Genomic DNA, 11,956 nt, shown 5'->3' with positions numbered 1-11,956 from the left:
CAGTCCCGACATTAGTTCCGGTAGGTGGCGGTACTTCACCATAACCAGGGCGATCCCAGTGCTGACCGAACTTGTCATATTTCTCCCGCTTTTCTGGATCGGAAAGCACCTGATTTGCTTCGTTGAGATCTTTGAACTTTGTCTCTGCATCTTTATCGCCTGGATTGAGGTCGGGATGGCACTTGCGGGCAATTTTTCGATAAGCCCGTTTGATTTCTTCAGGAGTTGCCGTTTTGCTCACTCCTAGGGTCGCGTAGTAGTCCTTGAAATCTGTTGCAGTTGGCATTTTAAATTCTCTTGCGAGTTATTTGGTTAAATTGCCGTTGGTTATAATCTTATTTACTCTATTTTGAAAAACCAAAAACTTTTTTATTGTAAGAAAACATTTATATCTATAATATCTTTCAAATGTGAGGAAGTTGTGAGGCAGTCACAGCATCTTCCTGACTTATCTGAATGGTAGCAGCAACCAAAAACTTGTCTAAAAGCTAGCTACGAGTTTTACCCAAGGCAAAAATAGGTGTGGTTGACCATAATATATCGATGAAATCAATCCTGTTTTATTCTGTTTTGTTAAGATGCTTTCATCTATGTCTTTAGAGAGATGATTTGGTTTATTCAATCAATTAGTTTTAAGGAAGGATCGATTAATTAAACTTTAAATTTAATTGAAAAATCTGGATTTTACATTTTGGAACTAAATCTGATGAAAAAGATAATTTTGCTGGCACTGGTATGTACGGGATTCGTAGTGACTACGCCTTTTACGGCACAGGCACTAGATTCAGAAAAAATCAGCCAGAACCTCGATCTGGGAACGAATATGGAGATCGCCCAGTATCGTCGCAACCAAAATCGCGATTCTCGTTCCGAGAGGCTACGCCAACGACAGTTTTCTGTTTATTATCGTAGCCCTCGCGATCGACAGTGGACTTTTGAAGGGTACCATCCAAATCGTCAGGCTGCCCAACGTGCTGCCAATAGATTGCAGCAGCGTGGCTATAGAACCTACGTTCAAGTCAGTCAAAGAGTCAATCGGGGTATGGGTCGAGGCTAATATCTGAAATTGAAGGCGTTGGCTTGGGTGCGCCAATGCCTGATACCAAAATTAGAGGGGACAATGTTGAGTATTAGTCTGAATGTAAAGAAGGGCATCGATTCTCTGTCGGAGACGATCCACCAGCCAAAAGTCAAAAAATGGCTAGTGTGGTCGCTGGTGGCGATCGCACTTACTGGTATTGGCAGTTATGTTGCCTATAATCAATTGGTGGTAGCACCTCAACAGCGGGCGCAGCGAAAGATTCAGACAGCCGCAGTCACGCGCGGCAATCTGACAATTTTGGTGTCAGCAAATGGCACTGTGCAACCCGAAAGTTCAGTCAATGTCAGCCCCAAAACCTCTGGTGTCTTAAAACGGCTGCTAGTCAAGGAAGGTGATTTTGTCCAACCAGGGCAGATTGTCGCCTATATGGACAATTCAAACCTTCAAGGGCAATTGCTCCAGTCTAAGGGCAACCTTGCCGCTGCTGAAGCAAATTTGAATAAGGTAGTTGCGGGGAATCGATCGCAAGATATCGCTGGAGCTACAGCACAGGTAAATGGAGCTAATGCCAGTTTGCAAAAGCTAATTGCGGGGAATCGATCGCAAGACATCGCCCAGGCGCAAGCGCAGGTAGATGAAGCTACCGCCAGTTTGCAAAAGCTAATTGCGGGGAATCGATCGCAAGATATCGCTGGAGCGATCGCCAACCTAAATAAAGTTCAGGCTACCTACAGGCAAGCAGTAGAAGATCTGCGCCGGAACCAAACATTACGATCGCAGGGAGCAATCTCCCAACAAGCTTTGAGTTTGGCTCGATCGACTAGTGATGGTGCCCAAGCGCAAGTAGAACAAGCCCAACAAGCATTGAATCTACTCAGAGCCGGATCGCGCCCTGAAGATATCGCCCAAGCCAAAAGCGTCGTCAATCAACGCCAACAAGCATTGAATCTCCTCAAAGCCGGATCGCGTCCTGAAGATATCGCTCAAGCCAGAAGCGTCCTCAACCAGCGACAACAGGAATTAAATCTCCTCAAAGCTGGATCGCGCCCCGAAGATATCGCCCAAGCCCGCGCTCAAGTTATAGCGGCTCAGGGTGCTGTCGCGATCGCTCAACGGAATATCGACGATACCGTAATTCGCGCCCCCTTCGCGGGGATTATTGCTCGTAAATATGCCGATCCTGGTGCATTCGTGACTCCAACTACGGCGGGTAGTGCGGTGACTTCGGCAACGTCATCTTCGATTCTGGCTCTAGCATCTACCAATGAAATTGTGGCACAAGTAGCCGAAGCCAGCATTGCTCAAATCCGCGTCGGACAAGTGGCGATCATTAAGGTGGATGCTTATCCTGGCAAAACCTTTGAGGGTAAGGTGACACAAGTTGCTACCCAGTCTTTGGTGCAACAAAATGTGACCAGTTTTGAGGTCAAAGTAGCGGTGGCTGACTCCCAAAAACTGCTCAGTCAGGGGATGAATGTGACGATCGATTTTAAAGCCGGAGAACTTAACCAGGTGCTGATTGTGCCGACAGCTTCGATCGTCCAAGATAAAACAGCGCAGGGTGTATATGTGTCGAAACCAGGTGGCGATCCGATCTTTATGCCGATCGTGGTGGGGACGACTGTTAATGATAAGACTGAGGTTAAGTCTGGTTTAACTGGCAATGAACGAGTTTTACTCAGTTTTCCTGCCGGAACCCGGAAGGTAACATCGATTACAGGTGGCGGGGGTGGGCGTGGACGGTAGATAGTCTCGTAGTTCTAGCAAAATTTACCGCATCACAAGTCGGCTAGACTTCGTTGTCGATGGTGCTCTACCCCCCCAACCCCCCCTTGTAAAGGGGGGGCTTTACTCCCTCCCCTTTACAAGGGGAGGGCTGGGGTGGGGTAACACAGACTACGTAGCACTCAAATAACTTACATATACACTGTAGCCTCCGAAGAGGGGATTTTCCCGCCTAAATCTTAGTTCTATGAAAACAAAGCAGCTCCCCAAATCTCTTCTGCGTCCTTCTCGTCGTAGTAAGCGCAAAATCTCGCTGCTGGAAATATTTTTGATGGCAGTGGAAACTCTTTGGAGTAACAAAATACGCAGCGGATTGACGATGTTGGGTGTAATTATTGGCATCTCATCTGTCATTGCGATTACATCAATCGGTCAAGGTGTCCAAAAATCCACCGAGTTACAAATTCAGGCATTGGGCACCAATATTCTCCAGGTGTCAGCAGCATCGGCGCGAACGGGGGGGATTAGTCAGGGGGCTGGTTCTGCTAGTACTCTGACTTGGGAAGATGCTCAGGCGATCGCCAAGCAAGTCCCCGCCGCTACAGCGGTGGCTGCATATCTACAACGCCAGAATATTCAGGTGGTGCGGGGCAATATCAATATTGCTACAAATGCTTTGGGAGCGGATTTGAATCTGCCAGTGGTGAGAAATCTCCAGACGCAACTGGGGGCATTTTTCCGCCAGGAGGATTTAGATATCGCCAAACCAGTCGTTGTCCTTGGTTCTAAAGTTTGGAATGACCTGTTTTCACCATCCGAAAATCCGATCGGTGCTGATATTCGGGTGCGGGGCAATCGCTACACTGTGATCGGTGTAATGGAATCGAAAGGATCGATCGGCGGGCAAGATGCGGATGACATTATTTATATACCGCTGACTAATATGTCTGCCGAAATTGTCGGTAACAATTCGCTCACAGGCACTGCTATTAATGGTTTCTTGTTGCAATCTAGCGATGCCGATCAGCTTGAAGCCGCACAATTTCAGGTGACGAATGTACTCCGGCTGCGGCATAATATTCGCCCACCCAAAGAGGATGATTTTCGCGTTACCAATCAAGTGGATATTATTAATACTTTTACGAGTATTGCGGGATCGTTGACGCTGATGGTTGGGGCGATCGCTGGAATCTCCCTAATTGTCGGTGGCATTGGCATCGCGAATATTATGCTGGTTTCGGTGATGGAACGGACACGGGAAATCGGTCTGAGAAAAGCTGTCGGGGCAACCAGTGGCGCAATTCTGAATCAATTTCTGATGGAATCGATCGTGATTTCGAGTATTGGCGGGGCGATCGGGATCGGGTTGGGTATCGCGATTGCTTTCGCCGCCGCGACAGTGTTTAAATTCCCCTTTGTGGTTTCTTTATGGTCGGTGGTGCTGGGTTTTGTCATTTCGTTGATTGTTGGGGTCTTGGCGGGCGGTATACCTGCTCGTAATGCGGCAAAATTAGATCCGATCTTGGCACTGCATGGGGATTAATTGACTATGGCAAGCATGATTTCACTCGAAGATATTACTAAAACCTATCATTTAGGCACGATCGATGTGCCAGTACTCAAGCGGATTAATTTGTCGATCGAGGAGGGCGAATATGTGGCGATTATGGGTGCTTCAGGTTCGGGAAAATCGACCCTAATGAATATTATCGGTTGTCTCGACAGGCCAAGCAGCGGGCAATATTTTTTAGCAGGTCAAGATCTGACTACCCTCGATGATGATGAACTTGCCGATATTCGCAATCAATATATCGGGTTTGTGTTTCAACAGTTCAACCTCTTACCACGGCTCACATCTCTCTCGAATGTGATGCTACCGATGATTTATGCCGATGTCGATAAGTCGCAACGAATCGAACAAGCGACAGCAGCATTAGTCCAAGTTGGATTGAAAGATCGGATCCAGAACCGTCCCAATCAGCTCTCAGGCGGACAACAACAGCGCGTCGCGATCGCCCGTGCTTTAGTCAATCATCCCGCCTTAGTCCTCGCCGACGAGCCAACTGGCGCGTTAGATTCCAAAACTTCTGAGGAGATTATGAATTTGCTAACTGAGTTAAATCAACAAGGTACGACGATCGCGATCGTTACTCATGATGCTAATGTCGCAGCCAGAACAAAACGGATAATTCGGATGGTAGATGGAGTAATTGTTGAGTCGGACTAACCTCGACCGCGATTAGGTTTGCAGTTTACAAATCCGTTGGTCTTTGACCTACCGTAGGTAATCGATTCACTATCCAAATAACCAGCTCAAGCCATCTCTATCAATGCCTCAACTGGATAGTTAATTTCAGCCGCTCGTTGGCGTAGCCTCGGCTTTGCCGAATCTATAAATGCCGTTTTAATCCGTTCTGGCAAATTTGCCAGGATCGTTTGAGCTGCGCTAGGCGTAAGTTGTTCTAAACTCTTCGATTGCATAGCTTAACGCTCCATCGGAATCTTAACGTTATATGGCGGCTCGGTTGCTCTGAGCAAAATTGCTTCTAGTTCTAATAATAACGCTGAATTTCCCCATAAATCGAGTGTTTAAATTGCGAATAATCTTAGTTAGCACACTAGCTAACGAAGTTAACGTTCAGGTCAAACAAAATCGATTGCGGAATACACTGACAGGCGCAGATACAGCAGTTCGCGGGTTTATGAGCGACTTATCAATAGTCATTAACAGCCAATATTTTAGAACTTGTGATTGCACTAATCACACTAACTTTCCTACCTCTGTAAAACGGTTTAAAATCATCAGCTCTTTCCCCAGGTGCAGCACGGGTATTAGTTCGTGCCAAGCCAAGTAAAACTCCCATTTTATCAATAAATACTAGATTTTCGAGCACTCCTTAATACACCGCTAATGATTAAAACTGCTGAGAGGATAACTTTCCTCACGGGTTCCTCATCTTTTTTTAGTACTATGAGGAGTATTCACTTATCTGAGTATTAGCAAGGATAAAATATATGAAATGGCAACAATTAATTTTGGCATTTATAGCCACCATTTATTTAATCTTTGCTGGAAATGCGCTAGCGCAGACTGATATTAATATTAATAATACCAACCTGATTCGCTTTGGTGGCAGCGTGAGTGTTCCAGCAAACCAAACTGTCGAAAACGCTAGTGCTTTTGGTGGGAGTGTGACGGTATTACCTAATGCTAGAGTTTTGGATACTGCAATTGCCTTTGGCGGAGATATTATCCTCAAGTCAGGAGCGCGAGTAGATGGTGATGCTTACTCCTTTGGTGGCAAAATCATCCAAGAACCAGGGGCGATTATTGGTGGTGAGAAGGCGACGTTTAGCGATAGACATGGGATGATGTATGGCTCCTATGGTAGACAAAGCTTCTTCGCTCAATATTTCTTCAGTGCAATGTTTAGGATTTGTGCTGCTGTCGTAGCCGCTATTCTTGGACTGCTGATCTTGCAATCCAGCCCGCAGTTTTTGCCAGATTTGGCGGAAAAGTTGCGCCAACAGCCTGGATTGACGGCTCTATGGGGAATTGGCGGAATTTTTGCTATTCTTTTTGGCACTGTGTTTCTGGCGGTTACATTGATTGGGATTCCGCTGATTCCACTATTGAGTTTGAGTGCGGTTGTTACATCTTTAGTCGGTTCGCTCGGCGTGGCTCTATTTGTCGGGCAACGCATCGATAGAAATGACAAACAGTCAGCAACACGGCAATTCTTAATTGGCTTGGCGATCTTGACGGTGCTGGCATTAATTCCGTTTTTGGGCGGATTAGTAGTTTTCCTGATTAATCTATTCGGTTTGGGTGTCATGTTGCTCTGGAAATTTGGGAAAGCACAACCGCAAATGGCGGCTTAGGATACGCTAGATCTGCTAGATCCAAAGGCTTCTTGAAGAAGCGGCTCGCGCACGCCCTGGTTCCCCGACGGTTTACCGAGACAAGACAGCCTTTGGATCTGTCCTCACTAACTATTGCCCGAAGATTCAACTACTAATTAGGGAAATAGAATGAAAAAACTCTTTATTAATAAACCTGCTGTCAAACAATCCCTACTATTTACAACAGTAGTCGCTTTAAGTATTTGGGTGGGAAGTAATCCGATTTCTCTTCAGCATGAAAAGTTATCAGTCCCAGTTACAACCTCGACGACTATTCCTAATAATTCATCCCAACAAATTCAACCGCAAGTTTATTGGTTAAGATCTAACCAAAATAAACTAACTCTAGTTGCCAAATTATTACCATCAAACACATCCGGTTCTACACCACAGCAAGTATTAACAACTGCTATTCAAAAGCTACTATCAGCCCAGCCCCGTGACGATTTGACCAGTACTATTCCCAAAGGTACCAAACTTCTGAGTTTGCAAGTTCGAGCTGATGGGGTTCATGTTGATTTATCGCCAGAATTTAGATCTGGTGGTGGAAGTACCTCGATGATTTATCGAGTTGCACAGGTGATTTATACATCTACCAGTCTCGATCCTAATCAAAAAGTTTTTATCTCTGTTGGAGGACAATCTATTGATAGTAACCATCCATTAGGCGGTGAAGGATTAATATTGCAGCAACCGACTACCCGTGCTCAATTTGCTGCTGATTTTCTCTAGATTTTAGCTGATTTGTAAACATAACCAAGGATAGGAATTAATAACATGGACGTACAAAATGATAACTTTCAAGAAAATGTCGAAACAATCCAAACTGAATTAGTAACCGGAGAGCATGAAGTCAAAACAGTAGAAAAGGTTGGGGTGGAAGAATTTAGTATTAATGGTGATGCCCTTGGTGCCAAAATCAAAGAACTCGTTCATCAAGGTAATATACGGCGAATTATTCTCAAAAATGAAGAGGGACATATATTGATTGAAATCCCCTTAACTGTCGGTGTTGTTGGTGGTGTCATCAGTGCGGCGTTTTTCCCGATTATGGCTGCGGTAGGATCGATTGGTGCGATGGTTGCTCATCTAACGATCGTGGTGGAAAAACGAGAATAATCTTGCTAAAGATTATCTAAAAAGCCCGTATTAACTTGTAAATTATTACGGGCTTTTTAGGCGTGGTAATGTCAATTTTAGAGAGCTTCCCTTGCCAGAAATGAGAACACTTCATTTCCCCAAACTTGTTCACCTCGAACAGAAAAGCTATGCCCATCAGCATATGTTGTCCCAAAAGCAGGAAAGATTAACAACTTGTGTGGTTTATTTGCCTTTTCAAGTTCTGCTGCCATTATTTTAGTGGGAGTTAAATCATAATCATTTTCGGCTTGAATTAGCATAATTGGAACAGTAGCCAACCGAACTGCCTTAATTAGGCGCGATCTCAAAAGAGGGAGACTACACCAAGCCATCGCCGCTGGAGCAAACGCGACACTAGCCCGTATCCCAAGCTGCTTCTCGGTTGCAAGTACAGTTTGAATTCCACCGAAAGAGCAGCCCGCCATGATAATTCTATTTTTGTTAACGTAGGGAAGCTGTTTGAGATAAGATAGTGCTGCGATCGTATCCTCAAGATGTATTTCTTGAAGTTCAACAAACTTTTTGTCTCTAGTGGTTGCTGGTTCTCGATTAATTGAATCCATAATGTACTCGCTTTGACTACTGGAGCAACCTTGCCCGCGACGGTGCGGGAAAAATACAACATAGCCCTGATTAACATAAGGTTCGACTATTCCCCGCCCCGATTTGGGAAACTGTTCGCTCCCATGATTCATCAGAATTGCAGGAAAAGGAGCATTTCCTTCCGGCTTATGAATAAACCCGTGTAATATCAGCTTCCCACTTGAGAATGTCACTTCTTCAAACTGCGGATTTGTGCTCTGAGCAAAGATCATGGTTAGCGATTTACCAAATTCTGCTCATGTCTAGGACGAATCCTGGCATGACTTCATTACAGTCGATTGACATTGGGGCTTCTAAAATCTCTGGATCTTGTCCCGATCTGTAAATTTCTACCTGCTTGTTTTTGGGATTGATGAGTAGTCCCATTCTTACTCCCACCCGTTGGTACACCAGCATTTTCTGTTGTGCTGGCTTGAGATTATCGCTGGCAGATCTCAGTTCAATCACAAAATCAGGTACTACAGGAATAAACTTGACGATGTTCACTCCCTCTAGTCGAGACTTCTCAATCCATGAAACATCTGGTGATGGCTTTCCGCCGCCAAGTGCCTCAAAATCATATCCACCCGATGAGTCAAATACTCGACCTAGTTTTGTTTGTCGGTTCCAGATATTAACATCGGTAACTAAATCTGCATTCTTTTCACTACTTTCACCGCCTGCTGGAGCCATAACAATCAATTCTCGATTCGGGGTCAATTCCAGGCGGAGGTCTGGGTTTTTGGCACAGAGAGCGTCAAACTGCTCTGGAGTAACGATTAGAGTCGTATCACTCACATCCAATAGTAACGGTTGATTATCAATCGAGGTGGTGGGAGCTATAGCAATTGTCATAATACCTCCAAGCGTCTATGGGAGCTAGTTTATGTCACTTTGATTTTATGGAAATTCGGGCGGGAAAGACAACTGGATTGCCGTATAAAGATACAATCGCAATTCTATCGATCGTAACAGAACCGCCTTCGATCGCGACAATCTTGCCATGAATACCGTGCTATCATGTTTTTATGATTGATTCCTTCAAAAACCAAGGCACCGCAGATATTTTTGATGGGGTCAACTCTAAGGCAGCACGCAAAATTTGTCCAGAGTCGATCTGGCGCGTTGCCGCTCGGAAGCTAGACCAAATCGACTCTGTTACTACCATCGATGAATTAGCTGTTCCACCAGGGAATCATCTGGAAAAGCTTTCTGGCGACCGCGAAGGTCAATATAGTATTCGGATCAATGACCAGTATCGGATCTGCTTTGAATGGTCAGAATCTGATGCACAAGCAGTAGAAATAGTCGATTATCACTAATTTGGAGCATATCATTATGGTTCGTATTCCCACAAATCGTCCGCCGACTCATCCAGGCGAAATGCTACTTACCGAGTTTTTGGAACCTTTGGGCTTAACCCAAAAACATTTGGCTGAGAGTATCCATGTCCCATACCAACGGATTAACGAAATTATTAATGGCAAACGTGGCGTGACCCCTAGTACAGCCCTGCGACTAGCGAAGTTTTTTGGTGTGTCCAGCGACTTCTGGTTGAATTTGCAACTGCGATGGGATCTGTATCATGTCCAGAAACAAGAAGGGGAATTGATCGAACAAATTCAAGTTTTTAGCTCGGATTCAGTTGAGAAATTAAATCTTGGGGCAATGATAGCCAGCCATTGAAGCCAGTATCTACGATTTTCCTCTAGAAACACTACGTGAACGCATCTTGGGTATAAACATTACCCTCAGAATGAGATCGATGCTACTTGCAATTTATCAGAGCTTCAATATCTGCCGCTACAATCTGCTCCAGATTGCGCGTGATTTTCTCGATGTCCCAATTCCACCAACCAACTTTAAGTAGTGCTTGGATCGTCTCATCATCAAAACGCTGGCGGATGCATTTGGCTGGATTACCGCCGACAATCGTATAGGGCAAGACATCCTTCACAACGACTGACTTTGCGGCAATAATCGATCCGTCTCGCACCTGCACCCCTGGCATCATCACGGCTTCATAGCCAATCCACACATCGTTACCAATGACAGTATCGCCTTTATATGGCAGTTCTCCAGCTTGAGGATCTACTTTTTCCCAGCCGTTGCCGAAAATTTGAAACGGATAAGTCGAAAACCCATTCAACTTGTGATTTGCCCCATTCATGATGAACTTTATGTTTCTTGCCAAGGCACAAAACTTGCCGATGATTAATTTATCGCCAATAAATGGAAAATGGTACATAACATTCCGTTCAAAAGCTTCTGAATCTTCTGGATCGTCGTAGTAAGTATAATCTCCAATGATAATGTTGGGATTGGAAACAGTGTTTTTAATGAAGCAGATTTGCGGAAATCCCTTCATTGGATGCTTATCTTTCGGATCTGCTCCGTACAAAATCGTTCCCTCCTAGCTTTCAAAATCCCGAACTGACGCGACAACGCGCTCTTTATTTTTCACGTCGGCGTAACCGCCGTCTTTGACAACGGCGACGATCGCGCCCGCCACATCTTCGCGATCGAGTTGTTAAGCGGCACCTCGCTTTCATCGAATGGTCGGGTGTTGCTCAGTCTGCCGCAGCAAAATGCGCCATCTGGTCTGCGTGTGCCTTCACGAACGACGGGCGTGCCGTGGCGCGCGCAACATAGTCACGACAGGCGGAATATTCCGCCAGCCCATCGAACCGATTCACAAGGCGTAGCACGTCCGCCATGAGAATGTCGGCGACGGAAAAGGTTCCGACCAGCCATTCGCGTTCTGCCAGCACCGTTTCCATGTGCTTGAGCCGGGACTCAAGGAACGTGTCGAAAAACTTCCACATTGGCGTTTCTCCGGTGTCACCGGAGAATTTGAAGAAAGACCAGGGCTGACTTGCTGCCTCAACCGAAGCGATCGCGGCAAACAGCCACTGTTTGACCTCACTACGACCATGCGGATCTACTGGCATCAGCAATTCACTTCGCTCGCCTAGATGAAGCAACATCGCACCACTCTCGAAGATCGAGAGGTCTCCATCAGTCAACCACGGCACTTGACCAAAGGGTTGGTGCGAAAAATGCTCGGCACCCCGATCGCGAAATGGTACGCTATCTACGCGATAGGGCAACCCAGCTTCTTCAAGTGCCCAACGCACACGAATGTCACGCACATAGCCTCGCGGAGTTTCGGGAACCCAATCGAAAGTGGTGAGAATCAAATCGGTCATTCAGTGTCTCCTTGCTCCATGTAAATTGCCTAGCTGAGTGCATGAGCTTATTGACTAATTTGGTTTCTGACAAAGAGATTTTCTACACATAGAAAGATGAGCGGTAGATTTGCAAGTGCTCCAATTGCCAAGTTATGGCTCAGTACATCGGCGATCGCTGAAACGAGCACTGATGCAATTACAAGCCAAGGTGCCAACGCGACAAAGTTTTGTTGCCAAGCGGGTTTATCGCGTAGTCTCGCTTGAGACCGTTGTACAGATTGATGCCAAAACGGAAAGGTCGTAAATACAGCACAAAGAAATAGCAGTCCTGCGGACACTAATAGACTGGTCTTAGCGTTCGGAGTCATGTCAG

Annotated in this window: 15 protein-coding genes and 2 pseudogenes; 9 read left to right on the top strand and 8 right to left on the bottom strand. The window is 45.6% G+C overall.

Features of this window, described 5'->3' with window-relative positions; genetic code table 11:
- The coding region (locus tag RMO55_RS09580; RefSeq protein WP_310426083.1) for a DnaJ domain-containing protein at positions 1-286 on the bottom strand (286 nt) is incomplete at its 3' end.
- 420 nt (positions 287-706) lie between these two features.
- Here RMO55_RS09580 and RMO55_RS09575 point away from each other — a divergent pair.
- The 4 genes from RMO55_RS09575 to RMO55_RS09560 all read left to right on the top strand — a co-directional run bounded on the left by RMO55_RS09575 (position 707) and on the right by RMO55_RS09560 (position 4,994).
- Positions 707-1,057: a hypothetical protein gene (locus RMO55_RS09575; RefSeq protein ID WP_310426082.1), complete on the top strand. Its 351-nt coding sequence runs from the start codon at positions 707-709 to the stop codon at positions 1,055-1,057.
- A 63-nt stretch (positions 1,058-1,120) separates the two neighbouring features.
- Positions 1,121-2,788 carry an efflux RND transporter periplasmic adaptor subunit gene (locus RMO55_RS09570; RefSeq protein ID WP_310426080.1) on the top strand — a complete coding sequence of 556 codons (1,668 nt, stop codon included), beginning with the start codon at positions 1,121-1,123 and terminating at the stop codon, positions 2,786-2,788.
- 226 nt (positions 2,789-3,014) lie between these two features.
- The gene (locus RMO55_RS09565; protein ID WP_310426079.1) at positions 3,015-4,310 is read left to right on the top strand and encodes an ABC transporter permease; all 1,296 of its coding nucleotides are present in this window, start codon (positions 3,015-3,017) and stop codon (positions 4,308-4,310) included.
- Between the two features lie 6 nt (positions 4,311-4,316).
- Positions 4,317-4,994 (top strand): ABC transporter ATP-binding protein, encoded by a 678-nt coding sequence (locus tag RMO55_RS09560; protein WP_396134244.1) that lies wholly within the window; start codon positions 4,317-4,319, stop codon positions 4,992-4,994.
- Positions 4,995-5,080: 86 nt separating this feature from the next.
- Here RMO55_RS09560 and RMO55_RS09555 read toward each other — a convergent pair whose 3' ends face one another.
- Both RMO55_RS09555 and RMO55_RS22230 read right to left on the bottom strand, forming a co-directional pair.
- Positions 5,081-5,248, bottom strand: a complete 168-nt coding sequence (locus RMO55_RS09555; RefSeq protein ID WP_310426077.1) for a hypothetical protein — start codon at positions 5,246-5,248, stop codon at positions 5,081-5,083.
- 3 nt (positions 5,249-5,251) lie between these two features.
- Positions 5,252-5,344 (bottom strand): annotated as a pseudogene (locus RMO55_RS22230) (GIY-YIG nuclease family protein); the annotation flags it as partial.
- A 438-nt stretch (positions 5,345-5,782) separates the two neighbouring features.
- On the opposite strand from RMO55_RS22230, the gene RMO55_RS09550 reads away from it, so the two are divergent.
- The 3 genes from RMO55_RS09550 to RMO55_RS09540 all read left to right on the top strand — a co-directional run bounded on the left by RMO55_RS09550 (position 5,783) and on the right by RMO55_RS09540 (position 7,789).
- Positions 5,783-6,649: a hypothetical protein gene (locus tag RMO55_RS09550; RefSeq protein ID WP_310426075.1), complete on the top strand. Its 867-nt coding sequence runs from the start codon at positions 5,783-5,785 to the stop codon at positions 6,647-6,649.
- Between the two features lie 150 nt (positions 6,650-6,799).
- The gene (locus RMO55_RS09545; RefSeq protein WP_310426073.1) at positions 6,800-7,402 is read left to right on the top strand and encodes a GerMN domain-containing protein; all 603 of its coding nucleotides are present in this window, start codon (positions 6,800-6,802) and stop codon (positions 7,400-7,402) included.
- 45 nt (positions 7,403-7,447) lie between these two features.
- Complete coding sequence (locus tag RMO55_RS09540) at positions 7,448-7,789, top strand: DUF4342 domain-containing protein (protein ID WP_310426072.1); 342 nt, start codon at positions 7,448-7,450, stop codon at positions 7,787-7,789.
- Between the two features lie 77 nt (positions 7,790-7,866).
- Here RMO55_RS09540 and RMO55_RS09535 read toward each other — a convergent pair whose 3' ends face one another.
- Together RMO55_RS09535 and RMO55_RS09530 are read right to left on the bottom strand one after the other, a co-directional pair.
- Positions 7,867-8,625 (bottom strand): prolyl oligopeptidase family serine peptidase, encoded by a 759-nt coding sequence (locus RMO55_RS09535; RefSeq protein ID WP_310426071.1) that lies wholly within the window; start codon positions 8,623-8,625, stop codon positions 7,867-7,869.
- Positions 8,626-8,635: 10 nt separating this feature from the next.
- Positions 8,636-9,247 carry a Uma2 family endonuclease gene (locus tag RMO55_RS09530; protein ID WP_310426069.1) on the bottom strand — a complete coding sequence of 204 codons (612 nt, stop codon included), beginning with the start codon at positions 9,245-9,247 and terminating at the stop codon, positions 8,636-8,638.
- A 173-nt stretch (positions 9,248-9,420) separates the two neighbouring features.
- Here RMO55_RS09530 and RMO55_RS09525 point away from each other — a divergent pair, with 173 nt between their 5' ends.
- On the top strand, positions 9,421-9,714 hold the full coding sequence (locus RMO55_RS09525; protein WP_310426068.1) for a type II toxin-antitoxin system RelE/ParE family toxin: 294 nt from the start codon (positions 9,421-9,423) through the stop codon (positions 9,712-9,714).
- 16 nt (positions 9,715-9,730) lie between these two features.
- Positions 9,731-10,078, top strand: coding sequence for a HigA family addiction module antitoxin (locus tag RMO55_RS09520; protein ID WP_310426067.1), 348 nt, complete (start codon positions 9,731-9,733; stop codon positions 10,076-10,078).
- A gap of 82 nt (positions 10,079-10,160) precedes the next feature.
- On the opposite strand, the gene RMO55_RS09515 is transcribed toward RMO55_RS09520, so the two are convergent.
- From RMO55_RS09515 to RMO55_RS09505, 3 genes and pseudogenes are all read right to left on the bottom strand, one after another.
- Entirely contained in the window at positions 10,161-10,796 is a 636-nt protein-coding gene (locus tag RMO55_RS09515; protein ID WP_396134245.1) for a Vat family streptogramin A O-acetyltransferase, read from the bottom strand.
- A 166-nt stretch (positions 10,797-10,962) separates the two neighbouring features.
- Positions 10,963-11,601, bottom strand: a complete 639-nt coding sequence (locus RMO55_RS09510; RefSeq protein ID WP_310426064.1) for a glutathione S-transferase family protein — start codon at positions 11,599-11,601, stop codon at positions 10,963-10,965.
- A 47-nt stretch (positions 11,602-11,648) separates the two neighbouring features.
- Positions 11,649-11,956 (bottom strand): annotated as a pseudogene (locus RMO55_RS09505) (hypothetical protein); the annotation flags it as partial.

Source organism: Chamaesiphon sp. VAR_48_metabat_135_sub, assembly GCF_031418915.1.
Taxonomy (GTDB): Bacteria; Cyanobacteriota; Cyanobacteriia; order Cyanobacteriales; family Chamaesiphonaceae; genus Chamaesiphon.
The sequence above is the reverse complement of the archived record's forward strand: the minus strand, read 5'-3'. Positions and strand labels throughout refer to the sequence as shown.